Raw genomic sequence first — 22,274 nt, 5'->3', positions numbered from 1 at the left:
CTCTACCAACCACCATCTACCAACCACCATCTACCAACTACCAACTACCAACTACCAACTACTAACTACTAAATACTTCTCTTATTTGTGTATATTTGTCAGTTCAAACAAAGAGAAAGAAATATGGAGGAATCCAGACCTAGCGTAGGTATGATAGGGAGCGGCAGTTGGGCTACCGCAATGTTAAAGATGTTAGGCGATAACACGAGTTCGAAGGAGCTTTTGTGGTGGATACGTAAAGAAGAGGATCTTGCGTATGTACGGCAGTATAAACATAACCCAACCTACCTTAGTGCAGTTGAATTAAAGGTTAATCCCGAGAACCTGTATCAGTCTGCGCGTACGGTTATCCAAAAGTCCGACATTGTGATCCTCAATACACCTTCAGCTTATTTGGAGGTAGCCTTACAAGATGTAGAAGCGGCTGATTTTGAGGATAAAATTATCGTTTCAGCAATAAAAGGAATTGTACCAGGTGACAATCTGATCGTGGGTGAATACCTACAGCGTAATTATCAAATCCCATTAGAAAATATCGTTGTGGTCGGTGGCCCTTGTCATGCCGAAGAAGTTTCCTTAGAGAAGCTATCCTACCTTACGTTAGCAGCAAAAAATAATGATAACGCATTACGTGTTGCGGCGGTACTCCAGAATAGATATATAAAAACAGTAACCACTTCTGATGTGTTTGGTGTAGAGTATGGAGCGGTATTGAAAAATATTTATGCTCTAGCTGGTGGTATTTGCCATGGACTGGGATATGGTGATAATTTTCAGGCTGTTTTGGTATCGAACGCTATTCGGGAGATGGAAAAATTTGTCTTTGCTATTGATGCGGAAGAAAGTAGGGATATCAATGCATCGGCTTATTTGGGAGATTTATTGGTTACGGCTTATTCGCAGTTTAGCCGCAATCGAACATTCGGCAATATGATTGGTAAAGGTTATACCGTACAATCCGCTCAATTGGAGATGAATATGGTCGCCGAAGGTTACTATGCATCCGCATGTATTCAAAATATTATTCAACAGTATGGCTTAGATATGCCTATTTGCGATACGGTATATCAAATTTTATACAATAAGCAATCTGCGGCATCCGAAGTCGTAAAATTAACGGAAAAATTATCTTAAGCATGCAAATTACCAAAGAACATATTGCGCAAACTTATCAAACTATTCAGGACGAGATAACCAAAGGGTTGGAAGCGTTGGATGGCAAATCGAAGTTTGCCGAGGAATTATGGGAACGAGAGGGAGGCGGGGGTGGCCGCACAAGAATTATACAGGATGGTAATATCCTTGAAAAAGGCGGCGTCAATTTTTCTGCGGTGCATGGTAAACTTCCTGAACCGATAAAAAAATCTTTTGGTGTCGACGAAGAGGACTTCTTTGCAACGGGTGTTTCCATTGTGATCCACCCGAACAACCCTTGGGTGCCAATCATTCATATGAATATCCGGTACTTCGAATTAAACGATCAGGTACGTTGGTTTGGTGGCGGTATAGACCTTACGCCACATTATGTACAGCATGATGATGCCCGTTTTTTTCATCAGATGATGAAAAATGTATGCGATCAGCATCATCCTAACTTTTATTCGGATTTTAAGACCTGGGCCGATAACTATTTTTATATCAAGCATCGACAAGAGACCCGTGGTATTGGGGGCATTTTTTATGATAAACTGACTCCCGAAAAGACCGGCCTTACTTTCGAAGATATCTTTAATTTTTCTTGTGACCTGGGACGTACTTTCGTTCCGACATATACTGAGCTGGTTAACCGGAATCGGGATAAAGCGTATGGCGAACGAGAGAAGAACTGGCAAGGATTACGACGTGGACGGTATGTTGAATTTAACTTGGTTTACGATTCGGGTACGCGCTTTGGATTAGAAACAAATGGACGTATTGAGTCTATTTTAATGAGTTTGCCTGCACAAGCGAATTGGGCATATGATTTTCATCCAGAGAAGGGATCCCTCGAGGAAGAAACACTTTCTTTATTGAAAAAAGAGATCAATTGGACGATATAGGGCATAGCGCATGTACTTATAGCTTATTCGACCAACTAATTACCAGGAACAGACAACTAAAAACAACTAATGATAAACTATCAGAAGTTTACGTTGGATAATGGCCTACGGGTTCTTATCCACGAAGACCATACCACAGCAATGGCCTGTGTTAATGTATTGTATGATGTAGGAGCACGTGATGAGTCGCCGGAGAAGACGGGTTTCGCCCATCTTTTTGAGCACTTGATGTTCGGCGGTTCCATCAATATCCCGAACTACGATACGCCATTGCAGGAAGTTGGGGGGGAGAATAATGCGTTCACAAGCAACGATATCACGAACTATTATGTCACGTTGCCTGCTGCAAACTTAGAGACCGCACTCTGGTTAGAAAGCGACCGTATGCTAAGTTTAGCTTTTAGCCCCCAAAGTTTAGAAGTACAACGAAATGTTGTGTGTGAGGAGTTTAAGCAGCGATACCTCAATCAACCTTACGGTGATGTTTGGCTACGCCTACGTCCGCTTGCTTATAAAGTTCACCCATACCGTTGGGCCACGATTGGGAAAGAATTACGTCATATTGAGGAAGCTACTATGGAAGATGTGAAAGCATTCTTTAAGAAGCACTACGCCCCGAATAATGCAGTCCTCGTAATCAGTGGTCATGTGCGAGCGGGGGAGACCTTAGAATTGGTAAAAAGATGGTTTGGCGATATTCCACGCGGGGCGGATTACGTACGTGCGTTACCTCAGGAACCGCAGCAAACCGAAGCACGCCGTGAAGAAGTAGATGCGGACGTTCCTGTGAATAGTATATATATAGCCTTTCATGGGCCTGAACGGTTACACCCGGATTATCCGACTATGGATCTTTTATCGGATCTTCTGTCCCGTGGAAGTTCCTCACGGTTGTATCGCGCTCTGGTGAAAGATCAACCGATATTTAGTGAGGTCAATGCCTACGTGATGGGCTCCGTAGATAGCAACCTCTTTGTGGTGGAAGGTAAACCGTTACCACACATTACACTTGATGAGGCGGAGAAGTTACTATGGAACCAGTTGGAAATTATTGCAACAGAAGAGGTGTCGATTCCAGAATTACAGAAAGTAAAGAACAAGATTGAATCGACGATGGTTTTCGCAGAATTGTCGATTTTAGATAAAGCGATGAACTTAGCTTTTTATGAGGCTTTGGGGGATGCTAATATGTATAATCACGAGGTCGAGAAGTATGATGCGATAACGGCAGATGACATTCGTCGGATAGCCGCTCAGGTTTTTAGAAGAGAAAATTCATCAACCTTAATTTATCACGCAAAGCAAACGGAAGATGTTGAATAGAAAAGAAGCCCCAGCACAGCACCCCATAGAAGATATAACATTGATTCATCCGGAGGAATTAACGTTCGATAATGGGCTTAAAGTCTTCGTTTTCCGGTCAGATGACCAAGAGTTGATCAAGGCTGAATTTATCTTTCAAAACCTATTCGCCTCGCCCGAAAACCCCCTATTGAATACCTGTTTAAGCAGTATGCTGAAGGAGGGGACGGAGTTGCGTACAAGCGCACAGATTGCGGAAGATATTGATTTTTATGGCGCATATCTTGTCCCTGAATATAGTTACGATCATACGGCTTTGACACTGTATAGCTTGCGTAAGTATTTTGCTGACGTGGTACCTGTTGCTCAAGACGTGCTTAAAAACTCGATAATTCCTGAAGCAGAGTTGGTTACATTTGTTCGCAATAATAAGCAAACCTTGCAAGTTTCGATGCGCAAGAACGATTATGTTGCACGTAAGCTGTTTTATAATCATATTTTTGGAGAGACCCGTTATGGCGTCACACCAAGTGAAGAGAACTACAATAGCTTAAATCGGGAGGATCTGTTTGCTTTATACCGTAAGCAAATACAACCGCAGAACTGCACATTAATTCTTTCGGGCGGTGTAACAGAAGATGTTCTTGCTGTAATTCGTGATTTATTTGTAACAGATTGGGATAATAACGACACACTAACACTATCAACGGTACCTGAAGTTCCCGCTTTTGAACCGAAGGAGTTCGTAGAAGAAAGGGAGGATGCATTGCAATCCGCTCTTCGTCTTGGGATGCCTTGTGTAAACCGAACGCACGTAGATTTTCCAGCGCTACAATTTGTGAATACTTTATTTGGCGGCTATTTTGGTTCTAGATTAATGCGTAATATCCGGGAAGAGAAAGGATATACATACAGTATTGGTTCGGCGATCGCTAGTTTACAGCATGGTGGTTTCTTTACTATTGCGTCTGAAGTTGGTGTCGAAGTAACACAAAATACGTTGGATGAAATTAAAAAGGAATTTGATGTCCTTCGACAGGAGTTGGCTCCAAACGAAGAAGTCGAGCTTGTGCGTAATTATATTTTAGGCTCCGCTCTTGGAAGTTTAGAGTCTATTTTTTCGCATGCAGATAAATTTAAATCTGTCTATTTCTATGGATTAGACCTAGATTATTACAAACGATATAATAAAGTTATCCGTAATATGACGGCGGAGCACGTACAGGAGATTGCTTTACAGTACTTCGATTTTGAAAAAATGTTGAAGGTCGTAGTCGGCAAGAAATAGTTTCTAAGGAAGTAATTGTACAAGGTGTAAAAATGGCACTATTCTCGGGAATAGTGCCATTTTTATTTTTACGTATTGTTAACTTTTGTTTAAATATTTATCACTCTGAAACAATTTATGTAGATCTGTGTTGTTTTTTTGTCTTGTATTCATTTGATAGTTGCGTTGCGAACTTGTTTGTGATTCGTGCTACAGGTGATTCTGAGCTTTGGTTTTGGGAATGATCAGAATGTGTTGGTGGGGAATAGTTACTCGTAATCGCATATTCTTTTGGTACGTGATTGTTCCCTTTGCGTAGTCGTGTTTCAAGCATATATGTAACTTCTAAATAACACGTAGATGAAAGAGTCCTTAAACATTACAGAGACACATCCACTGGTTGCGCTACTGAGTGACCTGCATGTAAAATTTTTTGCTGGCGTTACTGGTGGTGGCGTCATTCATTTTCTAAAACATATCGCACGGTATTCTGGTAAATGCGATGTTGAACCTGCATTTTTTACGATCGGTGAGTATGTCGCGGGCTTTATTCCGTTAGGTTATTATCTTTCTAGCGGTACTGTTGCGGCTTCGGTAGCAACCACCGGGGCCGCCACCAAGCTTATTGGTTGTGGATTGAGCGATGCTAAACTCCATAATATCCCTTCCGTTTATATTGTCCCTCTTTGCGAACCTGAAGCCTCCGGGTTTGGTCCATTACAGGATACATCTGTCTATGGAAGTAACATTCTGGCGCAGTTACAAGCCGAATTGCCAGACTCTACTTTTGTGTTAGATGAAACATTTTCTATAGATGAAACCTATACGCGAATTCAAACACTGCTCCAGCACGGTAAACCTGTGGTATTTGTTTTAACTAAAAGTAGTTCGAATATTGACTTTGGAATTTTCAGGAGAGCGTCTATCATAGAAGGGGGCGCATTCGAAGATTTGAGTTGGCGTATGGATTATTTTATCCTAAAGTTTCGGCAGGCTGTTCAAAATAGAAGAATTGTTATTGTGGTGGGCGATGAGATGCGGCGTTGTGCTCGTGTAAAAGAACTCACCACACAATTGAGTTTAGCGCTACGTGCGGAAACGATATGGAGTATTAACGGTGCCAATGCTGTGAGTCGTGAAAATCCTTACGGCTACGGTTATATTTCTTTTGGAGGAAATGATAAGGCAATGGAAATTTTTAGGTCGTTGGGCGAGGATGATGTCGTTTTGTTGTTAGGAGGCTGTTCCGACGAGTACACCACAAATTTAAAAAAGATTATAGCATCCGATTTGTTCTATCTGGGGGAGGCTGAGAATAGTTATGGAATGGTGAACAACAGCTTTGCTCATATAACGACAGGAAATTATGATCAGGTGTTGGGAGATATGCATACAGCTTTGACGCATCTGATAACCAAAGTACAGGAGGAACCTTGTGGGAATATTCCGGCAAGACCTGCTCCTGCGGATTTAAATAACCATGCGTTTATTCGGGCCAACCATAACTATGTGGATATGGTAGATTTATATCAACGTTTAGATAGCTATTGGCGTAAAAACTCGATCGCATTTGATGATGTCTGTTTAGCCTATAAAGACAGACAATATATCCTTTCGCGTCCCAACGATAATATTGATTTTTACTCGTTGTATCGCGGATCGGCTATGGGCGGAGCTTTTGGAACAGCAGTGGGAGCGAAAATAGCCAACCCAGAAAGAGATGTGTATTGCTTTACAGGCGATGGGTGCTTTCGTCTATTTGCTGGCTGCCTGGGAGAAGCCGCAAAGCTGGGTATTGTACTTTTTTTACTCAATAATGAACGTTTAGGAATAGTTGATCAAGGGTTAAGAAAGGTTTTACATGACTTTCCGGAAGAACAATACCATGCAGATGTGATTGCTGTAGATTATCAAGGAGTAGCCTTATCTTTTGGATGGAATGCTGCGCGACTCCTTCCTGATTTAAGTAATTTATCGGATGTTTTGGACCAAATTGAACCGACCATGGAACGTTCATTACTTATTGAAGTTCCAATCGATCCCAATCAATTACTGGGCAGCAATCCTAGATTAGTAAACTTATGAGGAGCATAGAAGAAACACGGATATTATTAGATTTAATCGATTTATCTTTTTTGCGGCGCACTGGAGTAGCGCTGCCTGTTCCTCCTGGTGTTCCAGATCGTTATGATTGGCTCCATAGAGAAGCTCCTTATAGTTTGTTGTCTCATGATACCGCGGCAGACCCTGTTTTTACCTATGTAAACGAGATGGCATTACATTCATTTGGATATGGGTACTCCGAAATGCTTAGCTTACCATCACGCCTTAGCGCTGGTCCCGCAGACCAGGCGGAACGGAATAGATTATTAGCACAGGTGCGTCAAAACGGTATAGCTTTCAATTATGAAGGCTTGCGCCGCACAAAGAATGGAAATACTTTTCAGATTTATGATGGCATTATTTGGGTCGTGGAAGACCAAGAGAGAAAGGTAATCGGACAAGCAGCTTTGTTTTGGCCCACGGATGCGCTAAGACCTGATTGGTGGAACATCCCTGGGCCAAAATAATACAGATCTAAGGTAATTTGGTCAATGCCTTGCTGTTCCGAAGAAGGAATACATACTGAAAAAAATCAGTCGTAACAGATCCGTTTTTTGGAACTATATTGGTTCCAAAAATAGTAGACTTCATGCGGCTTAATTGTTGTGATTGTCGGTAAGGTGAATCACTGGCGTCTAACTTGAAAAGCGTCACGGTATTCGGAGTGGTTAACGTCTTTAAATCATTTATTCCCTTAACCAGCATAAGAGGACCGTCCGCATTTACCCAGTTGATTTTTTCATCAGGTGGCGTCGGGAATTGCGGGTTTTTGGGAAGATACATGTCGCTATCTAATGTTTGGCTAACGAAACTTATCGTCTTAAAACCGGCTTGCTTTAACCCCGCAGCAAGAGGTTTATGCCCCGCCTGTGGGGTTTGCTGTAAAACATGATACAGACCAAAGAGACCGTAAAGCTTTTCGTTGTGTAGTTTTTGCTTTTGTACCATTTGCTGAAGATTAGCGACCATGGCCGAGTCTCTAGTGATGGTTGTACGCTTGTCGTTAAAATCTTTATCTATCCCTAACACCGTTATTTTTGAAGAGTCGGGCAGTTGCTTATTATAGGTGTAGATATCGCTCCATTTCTCCATAAGCTCTTTGCTGGCTTGTTGTGGAATTCTTTGGCGAATCGCCAGAACGACCTGTTGCAGAAGTTCTTCGTCTTTGCTATCCTTTGCCAAGAATGTATTTAACTGCTGGGCCGTGGTACTGTCCATTTCAGCAATATAGTATTTGATACCTAATTTCTTATTTAGAAATAGAAGCAATTGTTTGTCTAATACTTGATTGGCAGCATAACCGTGGATTTCGCCTAACAGGTAAATGTCGGCCTGATTAAAAGTGGGGTCAAAGGCTGCTGTAGGAATTTCCGAAGTGACACTGTATTTATTTTTTGAAAGATAAGCCGTGTATTCTTTGTCTGGATTGCCAAGAAATAATTTGTTACTGATAACGAAGTAGAGGAGACCTGCTGCAAGGATTGCAAGTATACTTAAAAATGCAATTTTTACAACCTTAAATAATTTCTTCATAATTTAAATTTCCCGTAAAAATAGTTTTTTCTTGATACACAACAACGCAATTTGCGAAATTTCTTGTCTCCGATTACATCTTTTTTTATTAGTTTTAATCTATAAAAATCACGTTTTTTTGATTGGTCTAGTTCGTTGCATGAGGCCTAAAATATAGATTATGAATAAGACATTAGCTGTAGCTAGTTTCATTACTGGAATTATCTTATTTTTTGTGATACCTAGTTTAGGTATGTCTCTTCGCGCGGATAGTGGACACATTAGATTGGATACCAGCAAGCATGATTATGTGAAAAATGTAAATCGTTTTTTTGCAAATTCAGCAAAGCAGAGTATGATTGATATGGAAACGGATAAAGCCACCATTCAGCAAAACAGAATTTTGCAGGATGTACAGGCTTTGACACGTCAAGCACGCTCTTTTTTGAAAAAAGAATTCGATACCCTAGCTTTCAAGCATAGTCTACAGCAGATTATACATTGGCATGAGGTTGCTAAAGATGGTGTTTTCGAACATCAAGGCTCCGCACATACCGCACGAAACCTAACAACGACATATCATATCTTTGAGGCTTTACGAAACCAAGGGATTGTCTATAAAAAAAGAGTCGATGCCTATATGGATCAGCTTGTTAAATACCGTTTTGAAATAGATTCTTTGAGCAATGATAAATCTTTATTTATATTATCAAGTGATTCGTTAGAGATCGCTCAATATGTACATAAATTAAAGGTTCTGGCTATTGAGATAGCTCCCGTAACGCAACAGCTCAAAAATAGTATCAATAGTACACAGTCTTTACAAAATGCGATAAATTTAGAGCTTTTAAAGCTTGAAACGGGGATGGAGGAAATTCTATACCTGCAGGATCAAGTAGGAGATCGAACATTCAAAAAGGAGTTTGCACCACTGTGGCAAGAAAGTGCCTACAATAGGCCATTCAGCGAAATTGTGGCCATTTCGTATACGAAAGCGACATTAGTTCTTAGTTACTACATCAAAGGACATGTCGGAAAACTGTTTGTGGTATTATTGGTATTAGGGCTTGTTGTAGGTTATATCTATAGCTTACGATCAGCGCTCCAAAATAATCATCTCGAATTTCGTGATGCCATGCTCCTGAACAGACCTTTAGTTGCTGGATTAGCAATTAGCATCAGCGTGGCGCAGTTTCTATTTCCTAATCCTCCCTTTATTTTCACTGCAGCGGTATTGATCACGCTTGGGATCCTCGTAACTATCCTTTTGCATGGTTTCATAAAACCCTACTGGATGTCTGTTTGGGTAACGATATTTCTTCTTTTTGTAGCCGCTGCTGTCGATAACCTTATACTTCAAGCTTCGCGTCCTGAGAGATGGTTTATTCTGTGGATTTCAGGTACAGCTTCTGCTGTGGGCCTTTTTGTGTTATTTCATAAAAGGAAGCATGTGGAGCTGCAGGAGCGATGGATTCTTGTGCCTATCGGATTGATGACCTTACTGGTAATCGTATCCACATTTCTCAATATATTGGGCTTGTATAATACGGCCAAGGTGTTGCTGGTATCCGGTTTGTTAAATGTCGTTGTCGCTATTATTTTTCTATGGGTTTTACGTTTAGTCAATGAAGGGTTATCTTTTGCTTCTGAGCTTTATAAAAAACAAGAAAGTAGACTCTTCTATATTAATTATAATCGGGTAGGACAGCGCGCTCCGAGCTTTTTTTATGCTATTCTTATAGTGGGTTGGTTTGTTTTATTCGGACGTAATTTTTACGAATTTAAGTTGCTTTCTGAACCACTGCGCGAGTTCTTTCAAAGTGAACACCAATTGGGAAGTTTCACCTTTTCTATTAACAATATTTTGATCTTCATGCTTATCATGGTGAGTGCGACGGTGCTCTCCAAGATCGTTTCCTATTTTGCAACAGATACACAATGGAATGGACATAGTGAGAAACAAGAACGTAAATTTCGATTGGGAAGTTGGCTACTATTGGTTCGAATAAGCATTATTGTCATTGGCTTTTTCCTGGCTTTTGCAGCCGTCGGTATTCCGATACAACAAATCACGTTGATCATTGGTGCCTTAGGTGTTGGTATTGGTTTTGGACTACAGACATTGGTAAATAACCTCGTAAGTGGTTTAATTATCGCCTTTGAGAAGCCTGTGAATGTAGACGACCTGGTGGATATCGGAGGACAGTCCGGAAAGGTGAAGTCTATTGGTTTTCGGAGCAGTGTTATTGCGACTTTTGATGGGGCTGATTTGATCATGCCCAATGGAGATCTTCTTAATTCTCATGTTATTAATTGGACTACTGGTGGTTTTAAGAAACGATTGAGTGTTCACATCGAGGTCGCATATGGTGCAGATTTGAACGTTGTTAATCAGCTTATTTTAGCCGCTGTTGAAGCCGATAGTCAGATCTTAAACAATCCCACACCTTCGGTACAATATGGAGAGGTTTCTGCCCAATCAGTAGTTGTAATCCTTTATTTCTGGACAAAAACCAATAAAGATGGGGGTGTTGTTCGGAGTGATATAATTCGTGCTATAACTTCGAGCTTGGCGGCAAACAATATTGCATTAGCCTTGCCGAAGCAGGAAGTTATATGGAAAAAAGAAGAGTAAATTACTTGCCTTTTCCGCAGTTTGGTGTGGCTGTAAGTACATCCAAGGAAGCATCCATGGCTTTCTTAGCCCATTTTTTTAATTCGTCCAGTTTGTCCGCTTTTTTAGCATTGTTGCCAAAGGTGACAGCCGAAAGCGCATAGTTTTTTGCTAGAGGACAATTACAGGCGTCCTGTATAGCATACGCGGACGATTCTGTCGCTTGTAAGATGCCATCTTTCAAGTAAGATTGTGCATCCGCGATAGATTTTGCTTTATAGGCCTTCTTGAATTTTGCAAAAGCCATCTCCGCATAGGTTACTGTCATAGCACAACCATTTTGATTGGACGTAGCGCCAGAGGTGGCTGAAGTAAAGAAGAGGCTGCATACAAGCGCTAAAGGGAAGAGTGCTGTTTTCATCGGTACTTGTCTTATTTCGTTTAAACAAAGCTAATTAATTTGTGTAAATACAGATTAATTTATTTATGGCTTTTTGTATTTTTACTAAAAAAATGTATGAAATTAAATATTGTACTTTGCTCTTTGTTAGCACTTACGACATGGTCTTGTAGTAAAAAGGATGCCGATAAGGTGGTGGACTGTTTTGGACAATCCCTTTTGGTTGATGTACATCATAGCCCAGTATCAGGGGAACCTTCACGTATTAACTATAGCGTAAAATATGTGGGAGAACATGAATTAAATACGGTCATTAAGTGGAACTATGGAGATGGTACCCCAGTCCAAAATGTGACAGGTACCACAAGCAGCCATACGTACGCAAAAGCGGGTACTTATACCGCAATTGCTACCGTAAGCCTAGATGGTGCTTCTTGCTCATTTGATATAAAAGAGACGGTGACAATTCCCTAATAACTTGAACCGCTAAGGCTTAAAATTCACTATATGTTGAATTTCTTTAGAAATTCTGTAATCGTTTTTACAAATTCGTCAGGATAAGCAAAGTGAATATTATGATCTACGTTTTCGAATGCCTTTAGTTGAATGTATTTTGGATGAGAGGCTGCAAGTGTCTTATTTTCGGCAAGCACTGGGGTGGGGTCTGTTGTGGAGTTCGCGTCCATAATAAGTACAGGTGTCGATAGGTTCTGGAATATTTTTACCGGGTCAACATTGATTATGGAAGCTGCATATTTACTAATGGTGGACGTTTGAAAAAGTGCTTTCGCCATATGTAAACTATCTTGCATGTAATAATACTCAGGAAGCCCTTTATAGGTAATCCATTTGTTTTTTAGCGGTTTGATATAGCTTAAAATCTCAAACTGATTGGTTTTGGTCTCGGGCTCAAAAAGACTTTTATACGCTTGGAACTTACTGGAGAACTCAGCAAAATATTTATTCTTTATTTCATCTGGCAAATTTACGGACTTCAACTTCGCGGCCAATGCTGTTTTACTAAGCTTTTCATAACTTGTCTTAAAGGCCACCGAGCCCCCATCTTCTAAGATGAGACCACTGACCGAATTGGGATATTGTTTATAGAAGTTGGTTGCCAGAAATGCACCGCGAGAGAATCCGCCAATAACGGCTTTCTTAATTCCCAGATTTTCCATTAAATCTTTGATATCAACGCAAAGATCGTCAAACGAAGCATCGAATGGAGGGAGTGGAGTCTTTCCGGCATTATACTGGTCTATTGCGATAACGTGATAGCCCGCTTGTGCAATGCGCTCCGCAAAAGGCATAAACTCATACGCATTACTCAAGCTGCCATGTAACCATATAAATGCCTTATCCCCGGGCTTTCCCCATTCCAAATAGGCTAGTTTTACATGGGCTGTTTGTTTTCGCTTACGATGCTTTTGCTCGTATAGATTGTACTGCGCGACCGCAGATGCGTAAGACCGAAAGACCGTTGTTTTTTTAACCTCTTGGGCTGCAGTGATGGTTGAAAAAAGAATAAGAAAGAAAAGTAGCAGATTCCTGTAATAACACATATACATAATAGAAAAACGTGTAGATACACTATTTTGATATAGACAAGGCAAAAATAGCCTTTTATTACATACCTAATTGTTAAGATTTGTTATGCTTGCAATTTTGGTAATATTATATTAATATTGGCATTTTATACCAAAACCTGATTTCAATTTAAATGTAAACAATGTTGGTTGTTCCATTACATGATGAAGTATTGCTTTTACAGCAGCTAGCTGTGGGTAATCAACGTGCATTTAAGAAAATATTTGACCACTACCATCAACCCCTTGCTAGTTATGTTTACCAAGTAACGGAATCTGTAACCGTTTCGGAGGAAATTATTCAGGATATCTTTGTGAAGATTTGGCTAAAGCGAGAGGAGATGTCTACGATCGCTAGTCTGAAAGATTATCTCTTTATCTTATGTCGGAATCGTACTATCGATGCCCTGCGTAAAAAAGCAAGACATGCGTTGCAAAAGGCCGAGGTAGATAAGTATCTGTTGGAAGAGGCTGAACTCGCAACACTAGATAATCCGGCAGATGTATATCGACAATGGATTACTGAAGCGGTGGAATTATTGCCACCGCAACAACAAATGGTATACAAGCTTAGCCGCTACGATCGCCTAAAACATGAAGAAATCGCAGCCCAATTAAACGTCTCAAAAGAAACGGTAAAGAAACACATTCAGCTCGCTGTGAAATTCTTGGAATCACAGCTAAAGGAGCGGATGGATCCCCCCATTTTGGCTCTCTTACTTATGCCTATGTTCGCGACGCTTTAGATCGATATGCACTAATTTTTTGTTTTTTTTAAAATCAATTACCCCTTTACCGAAATAGGTACGTCTTTACCGGTAAGAGAACATATTGTGGCTTTGTACCCCTCTATTTATGAGTCAAGATAAATTAGAACTATTATTTGAAAAGTATTTTACGAAAACAGCGACGCCTGCCGAGCGAGCTGCTTTTTTTAGATTGATCGCACAAGATAAGGATGATCAGGAATTAGGGCGGTTGTTGGAAGTATATTACGCGAAATTTGTCGGATCTACAGCAACTGCAGATCTATTTGATTCCGAAGGATTATTTGCCCGGATTCAAGAACAAACAGAAAGAGCAGTCGCGGTTGTGCCATCTCGTTCCCGAAAAATTAAGCGTTGGTATTGGGGAGCTGCAGCAGCCATAGTGGCGATAGCTTCTCTGTTTGCGGTGTGGCGTACTGTCCTTCTACCGGCGGAGGGAGATTCCCAAATAGCACAGCGTATACAACCGGCAGGAGCTGCCGCTTATCTGACATTAAGTAATGGTAAGCGAATTGCTTTGGATAGTTTATCTACAGGATTAGTTGCGATAGAAAATGGCGTTACTATTGAACAGGATGACGAAGGTGGGTTACGCTATCAGATGAATACGGGAGAGGGGATAGCGGAAAATAATATACTCGAAACTTCCAATGGACAATTTATTAAAGTGACACTGCCAGATGGATCTCTGGTATGGCTTAATTCCGGTTCCTCTTTAACGTATCCGTCTCGGTTTTCTAATGAACGAAGGAATGTAACGTTGCGTGGAGAAGCCTATTTTGAGGTGGCTCGAAACGTGAATGCGCCGTTCACTGTGTCCTTTAGCGGACAAAAAGTAACGGTATTGGGAACTAAGTTTAACGTCAAAGCATATAGTGCGACGCGGGCGTCAGCAACCTTACTGGAAGGAAAGGTTCGTGTAGAAAATGCAGAAGGGCAGTCAGCGGTATTGTCGCCTGGCCAGGAAGCGGAGTTGACCGATCTTACTCTACGTGTTCAATCCATAGAAGCAGAGGAATCGATTGCTTGGAAGCAGGGATACTTCTCTTTCAACAATAAGGAGTTGCAGGTAATAATGGAGGATATAGGTAGATGGTATGACTTAGAAATTGTGTACCTGAACCCCGCCGTTAAGTCGGTGAAATTGATTGGTTCGATAAGCCGACATAGTGATATTAACGTTCTACTTCAACGGATGGCCTTGACAAAGGAAGTGAGATTTCGCTTAGATGGACGTAAATTATATGTTCAATAAATCATTAAAAACTAACTAATTAAACGTATTAACTAACCCATTGATATATGCCTATGACGTAGCCTTATTAACAATTTTAACAAGACTTATATCAACGAAAAAAGGGATGCTCGTAACACCCCTTTTTTAAGTTGACTGTCTTTAGAGTCGCTATTAAACAATAGCAGGGAATTATTTTTTAAAAAACAGCTAACCAAATGTATAAAAATTATTTCAATTCTTTATGCGGTGGGATAGGTATGCCAAACGGTGAACATCCGAGCGTAGACCACCTCCCGCATAGACGGATTTTTACAGATGAAAAGAGAAAATGGTTTATGAGAATTAACCTAACTGGGGCTTTGTTGTGCATCTCGCTTATGCAACTGTCAGCATCGACTTATGCCCAGAAAGTAACCATTAAGAATAAGAAAATTACGGTAGAGCAATTGGTACGTGAAATTCGGAAACAAACAAATTTTGACGTCCTGATACCTGGTTCAAAGATGGATTTGAAAGAACGTATATCAGTCAATGTACAGGATATGTCTTTGCCACGTCTATTAGACCTAATCCTAGAAGGAAGGTCCTTAACCTATACGATGGGAAAGGATTTTGTTGTGGTTCAGCCGGTGGAACGGCCTATAACAAAAACCGAACAGGAAGGAATCCCTCTAGAATTGAGTGGGCGTATTGTAGATCGAAATGGTAAACCAATCCATAATGCAACAGTACGGATAAAGGGTGTTCCAAATGTCGCGATTTTAACCTCTGCTTCGGGTGCTTTTAAGATCCGGATGACGGCAGACAATCAGATCCTTTCCATTACGCATGTCGGATACCAAATGAAGGAAGTGACGCTCAAAAAAGGACAACAGACCATAGAGATTGTGTTAGAAGAGGCTGTTCGTAATATGGATGATATTGTTGTAAATGGTATCTCACAAGTGAAAAAGGAAGTTTATACCGGTAGTTCCGCTACATTTTCTGGAGAGGAACTTCGTAGGATGAGTTCAGCAAGTATCCTGCAAGGATTGGGTTTATTAGATCCGTCGTTCCGTATTATTGAAAACAATGCGCTTGGTTCCGATCCAAATGCAATGCCAGAGATCGAGCTTCGCGGGAGCAGCACATTAAATGATAAATATCCTGAAGGAGACCTCCGGACAGCATTTTACGGTAACCCAAACTTGCCGCTTTTCATCCTGGATGGTTTTGAAACCAATCTGGAACGTATTGTTGATCTCGACATGAATCGCATTGAGTCTGTCACGCTCTTGAAAGATGGTTCGGCGGCAGCTATCTATGGAACACGGTCGGCAAATGGGGTTGTGGTGATTGTCACCAAAGCACCTGTTGCCGGTAAGCTGCGTACGACCTATCGGGTAAGTGCCAACGTGGTTACACCTGATTTGCGCGATTATAATATGTTGAAGGCTGGAGAACTACTTGATTTTGAATATCGCGCCGGTGTGTATAATGGTTCATCGGTGGCAGAGCATATTGTGCGACAAGATCTCTATAATGACCGTTTGACGATGGTAAAGAGTGGGGTGGATACGTACTGGTTGTCTCAAGCTATACGCACTGCTGTGGAACAACGACATTCTTTAGGTATTGAGGGGGGAGACCAATCTTTTAAATATAACGTTGGGGTAGCTGCATCGGGGAATCCGGGCGTGATGAAAGGTTCTTCCCGCAATAATTATCAAGGTAATGTAGGTATTCATTACAATGTAGGCAAGTTCTTGTTTCGTAATGATTTACAGATTGCGAATACAAAGTCCGAGGCCAGCCCATATGGTGGTTTTCAATCGTTTGTAAATGCAAAACCATATTTCGCAATTCCAGGTAACAACGGTGCCGATTCACCTTTCCTTTACGAAAATGTAAGTACCTCGGGGCAACGGTCAGCTTACGTTTTAAATCCCTTGTATAATGGCACTATCAATACCCAAGGTAAAAACCAATATACGGAGATCGTTAATAATTTTGCAACCGAATGGCAAGCTTCTAGTGCTTTCAGGTTCCGTGGATCATTTGGCTTTTCTAAACGATTTGCTGACAGTAAAGATTTTCGACCGGCTACCCATACCAAGTTCATTAATATAACACCAGCCATGGAGACCTACGCACTCCGGGGTGAGATGGATGTTTCGACGACACGTTCCACACAGTACGAAGGTGCTGTGTATGCGATATATTCTAAATTGTTCGGACAGAAACATAATCTGTATACGCAAGTTGGAGGAAATATTCGGGAGTCGATTGCAAATGTCGATCGTGTGCAGGCCCAAGGTTTCCCGAATCCAAATATGGATGATCTCGCATTTGCCAAGCAATATATGCAAAATACAAGACCGGGCGGATTAGACAATACGAATCGACTGATGGGCATGCTTGCTATGGTGAATTATGCTTATGACAACCGGTATTATGGAGATTTTTCTTTTAAGTATGATGGTTCTTCCCAGTTTGGCTCAAATCAGAAATATGCACCTATTTGGTCTGCCGGACTAGGTTGGAACTTGCATCGGGAATCTTTTATACAGTCCTTGGGCATATTTAATTCCCTACGTCTTACGGCAGCCTTAGCAGAAACGGCGAGTCAAAATTTTGCGCCTTACCAAGCCATGAATAAATATCTATATATGACGGATAATATTTATGATGTCGATTTTGGAGCAATTTTACAAGGAATGGGGAATGCTGATTTGAAATGGCAGACGACACGGCAGAAAAAGATCGCACTGGATATGGGGTTGTTCCGGGCTCGCATTAATATTACAGCGGAATACTACTGGAAAAATACGTCCAATCTCTTACAAAGTATTACGCTTGCGCCTTCCACGGGGTTCCCAAGCTTTACCGATAATATTGGTGAGCTGACGAACGATGGTTTTGATGTGAAGTTAAATGTGGTCGTACTGAATGGGATGAACAATAAACCGCGCTTAACTATCTGGGGAAATATTGGAGCGAACAAGAATGTAATATCGAAGATTTCTGACGCTATGAAGCAGCGTAACCAAGAGATATTGGCGGCGATGCAATATACCTATGATGGCGACCGCTTATCGACGTTACCACCGAACATATTTACTGAAGGTGCTTCTCGATCGACCATCTATGCGTTACCATCGTTGGGTATCGATCCTGTAACCGGTCGGGAGGTATATCAATATCGAGACGGTTCGGTAGGTACGGAATGGCGGGCCGCGGAATTAGTAGCGATTGCCGATGAAAGACCTAAGTTTCATGGCGCTGTGGGAATGACCTTTGCCTATAAGGGATGGGATGCCGTCGTTGCTGGAAGCTATTCATCTGGCGGATATATGTATAACCAAACTTTAGTTGATAAAGTAGAAGACATTGATATTCGGGAATATAATGTAGATGGACGTACGCTGACCGATAAATGGATCCGTCCGGGAGATGAAGCGCGCTACCGTGCCTTTTCATTCGTAAACGGAGAAAGTCGGGTCGGGACTACCTCCCGGTTTGTTCAGAAGAATAGCTATTTCAATATATCAAGTGTCACACTGGGATATACCTTGTACAATCGGGAGACACTTAAGAAGTTACGCCTGGAGAACTTAAGACTTAATGTAACATTGAACGATCTGATGCGCTTTTCTACGATTGAAATAGAACGAGGGACACAATATCCTTTTGCGCGACGTATTGCTTTCGGAGCGAGCGTAACCTTCTAGGTATCCAGTTAGACTAAAAATTGAAAAAATGAAGAATTACAAAAATATAGTATATGCGGCGATGTCTATGCTTCTCTGGAGTACATCGTGTAACGACTGGTTGGATGTACAGCCCAAAACAGAACTTAAGGAATCGGAGTTGTTTTCCACTGAACAAGGCTTTAAGGAAGCTCTAACTGGCGTGTATGTTTCTATGACTAACGGTACGACCTATGGCCGTGAACTGACGTTCGGGATGCTTTCTGTAATGGCCTCTGATTATTCGGTCAACAGTTCTTCGGAACAGGCTGTGCTATCACTAAAGGCGATTGAGGAATATGATTATACCAAGAACCAAGTAAAAGGCATCATCGATCAAGTGTGGCTAAATCAGTATAATTCCATTGCGTTAACTAATAATATATTAGGAAATATTGAGGCGAAAAGGTCTGTTTTTTCGGATCAGGGATACAATCTGGTAAAGGGAGAAGCCCTGGCACTTCGCGCTTTTGTGCATTTTGACCTGATGCGTATGTTTGCTCCAGCCTACATAACGAAAGACAACGCTAAGTATATGCCTTATGTAACGCGTTATACACGGGAGAACACACCTTTATCGACGGTCGATGAGCTTGTAGAGTATATCTTGAATGATATCAAGGAAGCAGAAATGTTGCTGAAAGATGATGTTGTTAACAAGCTCGGCACAGCAGATCGGAAGATTCGAATGAACCGTTTAGCCGTAAAAGGCTTAAAGGCACGCGTACTACTATATATCGGTAATCATGCTGGTGCTTACCAAGCGGCAAAAGAGGTGATCGATGCCCGACAGGTCGTTTTACGTCCGGAGAGTCAAGAGATCAACCTCGATAGATCCATTCATTCGGAACATCTTTTCTCCCTCTTTAGTGATGGGTTTGAGGAGCGCGTAACGAAACTTGTAACACCCGAATCGGGAACGTTGGCTTCTGTGCCGTACTATTTTACGGATGAAGATAAACTTCGTACGCGCATTTTTGAAAATGTGGCCACGGATATACGTTTTAAAGTTCCTGTTTTTCAGATGTATAGAGGTTTGTTGACGCCTCATAAATTTATGTATGTCGATATTCCAGTGGGCACACCAAATGTAAACCGGCACTATATCCCTTTGATGCGGCTTGGTGAAATGTATTTAATAGCGGCGGAAGCTGCACCAACAAAAGACGAAGGGGTCGCGTTACTCAATGCCTTATGTACCAACAGGGGGATGCTCGCTTTTGCAAACGATATAGACCTTGTGGAAAAAATAAAACAGGAATATCGGAAGGAATTCTTCTCGGAGGGGCAGACCTTCTACTATTACAAGCGCCTTGGTGCGAAAAAGGTAGACGATAGTCCGGTCAATGATATGTCCAATGCACAGTATGTTTTTCCGATGCCGGAGAATGAAAAAATCTATGGCGGACGAAACTAATTAGATAATAGATTATGAAAATATTTAAGCTCTTGATTTTGCTTCTAGCGGTGGTTTCGCTGGGTGCATGTAAGAAGGAAGAAGTAGGTTTTTACGAAGGTGGGGACCGCGTTCATTTTAAAAAATTGACGACAAACACAAACGCCAGCTATAACGAGAATCGCGCATATACCTTTGCAGGTAAAGGAAGTTTAATGACGTATGACTTTGTGCTTCCTGTAAATTTAATGGGTCGTGTGGCAGCAACAGACCGTCCGATACAGGTAGAGGTAGATAAAGAAAAGACAAATGCGATCGAAGGTGTAGACTTTAAAATAGGTCCTGCAATGATTCCTGCAAATGCTAATGAAGGGTATATCACGATTACCTTGCTCAATACGGAGGCACTCGAAACCGTGGTTAAGACCGTTCGTGTTAAGGTTGCTGAATCGGCTGATTTTAAACTCGGCATTGCAAGCCAACTTTATACGACGATATCGTTCTACAATTTTATGGTGAAGCCGGTTGATTGGGAAACCCGCATGCGTATTTATTTTGGAGATTATTCAAAGGTAAAACATGAGTTTATCCTGTTTCAATTGGGAATTCCAGAAATCAATATTGCCAACGGTGTTCCCGAGGATAAGGACAATCATATCTATTCGGGCTCTACCTTAGCCTATTTTCAATTGCGTTTGCGATCCAAGTTAGACGATCTAAACAATAAAGTAATTGCTCCAGCGCCAAGTGACCCATTTACCTATCCATTGAAAGATGAAAAAGGTAATACTGTGGTTTTTCCGTAAATCAATTAATGTGTAAACGATGAAGTTATTAAAACAATATGGCTTTTATATCATGCTTATCCTTTTGCAGTTTTCCTGCTACAAGGATAAAGGAAACTATGATATTACACCAGTGGATAAGATTTCCATTGGTGGCCCTGCCTATAATCAAGAAAATTTTCAGGTCCAGCAACAAGATACGCTGAAAATAGATCCTGTATATACATTTACGGGAGATAGTACGAAGCTAAAGTTTAAGTGGTATATCATGCGCCCTACTGTACGCCCCACGGATACGACAATACGCCTGATCTCTACCGAACCTACGCTGCGCTATAAAGTGCAGAACCCGACTGGCGGGTATACGGTACAACTCAGTATTGAAGATCCAAGTACGGAAATTGTTCGTAGTCGTACGTATGGTGTAAGTGTTCGTCTACGTGGCGCTCAGGGCTTTATGGTTCTCAATACCAAAGTGGATAACAGCCAGGATATCGATGTTATTATCGATAATACTAAGCCAGATATCTACTTTGGTTTGTTTTCGTCCAATAATACCTTTAAGCTGACGGATGCGACAAAGCTTACCCATTTAATTCCGTTGACTAACCCAACGGGGTTGGTGTATGTGATGCGCAAAAATGGTGGATATACATTACGTCCCAATTTTGAGTTACTTCAATCCGCTGAATACTGGTTCTTTGATGCGCCAGAAAAAATACAACCGACACGGATCTATCAAGATGCTTTTGGGATGAACAACTACATGTTGAACAATGGCAAGATTCATTCGACGCGCGCTAATAATGCTCCGCTTATTTTTACGTATCATGCATCGGGCGATTATGCGGCATCACATGCATTACTGATGTCTACGTATGCCTTTCTCTTTGATGCTAAAAACAAACAGTTTTTACGTTATAACAAAGCCGCTGGCCGTGTGATGTCTATTATCAAGAACCCGGAAGATAAATTTGATATCAGTAATATTGGCGACCGGAGTGTATTTCTTTTTGACCACACCATGCAACCAAGTACAGCGCCGTCTGCGGCTAATTTTGCACAGGTTAAACCGATCGCCTATGCGAAAGATAATGTGACAAAGCGTGTATATGCGTATAAAATAGGTTTCTTCCGTTCGTTGGCGACCTATGCCGAGAGTGTGACAGAGGTAACCGCACCAAGTTTCGCAGAAGGTACCGTGTATGTGAACTCCTCTCGGAGCCCGTTAACCTACTATGCACATAAAAATAGCTTGTATGTGTACGACATCCAGAATAACGCCGTACGTGAGATCTATAAATTTCCACGGACAGACATCTCCATCGACCTCTTAAAAACGAACGGAGACCAATTACTGGTTGGTGTAAATACGCTCGGTAAAAATGAAGGAGAGGTATACTTTTTTAGATTAAATGCAGCGGGATCTATCGCAAACGATACCTATCTATCAAAGTACGCCGGCTTTGGTAAGGTCGTTGATGTGGAATACAAATACAATACCGTGAATATGTCAGGGGTAGCCTGGAAATAAAGGA

General features: G+C 41.3%; 17 protein-coding genes. 14 read left to right on the top strand and 3 right to left on the bottom strand.

Going from position 1 to position 22,274, the window contains the following annotated elements:
- The first annotated feature begins 123 nt into the window (after nt 1–123).
- The 6 genes from B9Y69_RS05185 (at nt 124) to B9Y69_RS05160 (ending at nt 7,178) form a co-directional block, all read left to right on the top strand.
- Nucleotides 124–1,134: an NAD(P)H-dependent glycerol-3-phosphate dehydrogenase gene (locus B9Y69_RS05185; RefSeq protein WP_085471902.1), complete on the top strand. Its 1,011-nt coding sequence runs from the start codon at nt 124–126 to the stop codon at nt 1,132–1,134.
- A 2-nt stretch (nt 1,135–1,136) separates the two neighbouring features.
- Nucleotides 1,137–2,039 carry an oxygen-dependent coproporphyrinogen oxidase gene (hemF, locus tag B9Y69_RS05180; RefSeq protein ID WP_085471901.1) on the top strand — a complete coding sequence of 301 codons (903 nt, stop codon included), beginning with the start codon at nt 1,137–1,139 and terminating at the stop codon, nt 2,037–2,039.
- A gap of 69 nt (nt 2,040–2,108) precedes the next feature.
- Nucleotides 2,109–3,362, top strand: a complete 1,254-nt coding sequence (locus B9Y69_RS05175; protein WP_085471900.1) for a M16 family metallopeptidase — start codon at nt 2,109–2,111, stop codon at nt 3,360–3,362.
- Nucleotides 3,352–4,629 carry a M16 family metallopeptidase gene (locus B9Y69_RS05170; protein ID WP_085471899.1) on the top strand — a complete coding sequence of 426 codons (1,278 nt, stop codon included), beginning with the start codon at nt 3,352–3,354 and terminating at the stop codon, nt 4,627–4,629. Before B9Y69_RS05175 ends, B9Y69_RS05170 begins: the two co-directional genes overlap by 11 nt.
- Before the next feature lie 339 nt (nt 4,630–4,968).
- Nucleotides 4,969–6,693, top strand: a complete 1,725-nt coding sequence (locus B9Y69_RS05165; RefSeq protein ID WP_085471898.1) for a thiamine pyrophosphate-dependent enzyme — start codon at nt 4,969–4,971, stop codon at nt 6,691–6,693.
- Complete coding sequence (locus B9Y69_RS05160; protein WP_085471897.1) at nt 6,690–7,178, top strand: MEKHLA domain-containing protein; 489 nt, start codon at nt 6,690–6,692, stop codon at nt 7,176–7,178. The genes B9Y69_RS05165 and B9Y69_RS05160 overlap by 4 nt, the downstream gene beginning before the upstream one ends.
- A 7-nt stretch (nt 7,179–7,185) precedes the next feature.
- On the opposite strand, the gene B9Y69_RS05155 is transcribed toward B9Y69_RS05160, so the two are convergent.
- A complete protein-coding gene (locus B9Y69_RS05155; RefSeq protein WP_085471896.1) occupies nt 7,186–8,244 on the bottom strand; it encodes a hypothetical protein in 1,059 nt (352 codons plus the stop codon).
- A gap of 160 nt (nt 8,245–8,404) precedes the next feature.
- Here B9Y69_RS05155 and B9Y69_RS05150 point away from each other — a divergent pair, with 160 nt between their 5' ends.
- A complete protein-coding gene (locus B9Y69_RS05150; protein ID WP_085471895.1) occupies nt 8,405–10,858 on the top strand; it encodes a mechanosensitive ion channel family protein in 2,454 nt (817 codons plus the stop codon).
- A 1-nt stretch (nt 10,859) separates the two neighbouring features.
- Here B9Y69_RS05150 and B9Y69_RS05145 read toward each other — a convergent pair whose 3' ends face one another.
- A complete protein-coding gene (locus B9Y69_RS05145; RefSeq protein ID WP_085471894.1) occupies nt 10,860–11,258 on the bottom strand; it encodes a hypothetical protein in 399 nt (132 codons plus the stop codon).
- Nucleotides 11,259–11,354: 96 nt separating this feature from the next.
- Here B9Y69_RS05145 and B9Y69_RS05140 point away from each other — a divergent pair, with 96 nt between their 5' ends.
- On the top strand, nt 11,355–11,711 hold the full coding sequence (locus tag B9Y69_RS05140) for a PKD domain-containing protein (RefSeq protein WP_085471893.1): 357 nt from the start codon (nt 11,355–11,357) through the stop codon (nt 11,709–11,711).
- A 29-nt stretch (nt 11,712–11,740) separates the two neighbouring features.
- Here the strand turns inward: B9Y69_RS05140 and B9Y69_RS05135 are convergent, their stop codons facing one another.
- A complete protein-coding gene (locus tag B9Y69_RS05135) occupies nt 11,741–12,799 on the bottom strand; it encodes an alpha/beta fold hydrolase (protein WP_159451817.1) in 1,059 nt (352 codons plus the stop codon).
- Nucleotides 12,800–12,966: 167 nt separating this feature from the next.
- Between B9Y69_RS05135 and B9Y69_RS05130 the strand changes: the two genes are divergently transcribed.
- The 6 genes from B9Y69_RS05130 to B9Y69_RS05105 all read left to right on the top strand — a co-directional run bounded on the left by B9Y69_RS05130 (nt 12,967) and on the right by B9Y69_RS05105 (nt 22,270).
- Complete coding sequence (locus B9Y69_RS05130; protein WP_085471891.1) at nt 12,967–13,569, top strand: RNA polymerase sigma-70 factor; 603 nt, start codon at nt 12,967–12,969, stop codon at nt 13,567–13,569.
- Nucleotides 13,570–13,678: 109 nt separating this feature from the next.
- Nucleotides 13,679–14,845, top strand: coding sequence for a FecR family protein (locus B9Y69_RS05125; protein ID WP_085471890.1), 1,167 nt, complete (start codon nt 13,679–13,681; stop codon nt 14,843–14,845).
- 317 nt (nt 14,846–15,162) lie between these two features.
- Nucleotides 15,163–18,537: a SusC/RagA family TonB-linked outer membrane protein gene (locus B9Y69_RS05120; RefSeq protein ID WP_159451816.1), complete on the top strand. Its 3,375-nt coding sequence runs from the start codon at nt 15,163–15,165 to the stop codon at nt 18,535–18,537.
- A 28-nt stretch (nt 18,538–18,565) separates the two neighbouring features.
- Nucleotides 18,566–19,972 carry a RagB/SusD family nutrient uptake outer membrane protein gene (locus B9Y69_RS05115; RefSeq protein ID WP_085471888.1) on the top strand — a complete coding sequence of 469 codons (1,407 nt, stop codon included), beginning with the start codon at nt 18,566–18,568 and terminating at the stop codon, nt 19,970–19,972.
- A gap of 14 nt (nt 19,973–19,986) precedes the next feature.
- The gene (locus B9Y69_RS05110; protein ID WP_085471887.1) at nt 19,987–20,757 is read left to right on the top strand and encodes a DUF4843 domain-containing protein; all 771 of its coding nucleotides are present in this window, start codon (nt 19,987–19,989) and stop codon (nt 20,755–20,757) included.
- A gap of 19 nt (nt 20,758–20,776) precedes the next feature.
- Nucleotides 20,777–22,270 (top strand): PKD-like family lipoprotein, encoded by a 1,494-nt coding sequence (locus tag B9Y69_RS05105; RefSeq protein ID WP_085471886.1) that lies wholly within the window; start codon nt 20,777–20,779, stop codon nt 22,268–22,270.
- Nucleotides 22,271–22,274 lie beyond the last annotated feature (4 nt).

The sequence above is a fragment of the Sphingobacterium psychroaquaticum genome, from assembly GCF_900177625.1.
Taxonomy (GTDB): Bacteria; Bacteroidota; Bacteroidia; order Sphingobacteriales; family Sphingobacteriaceae; genus Sphingobacterium; species Sphingobacterium psychroaquaticum.
Note: the sequence above shows the minus strand (reverse complement) of the source record. Positions and strands in the feature narration are given on the sequence as shown.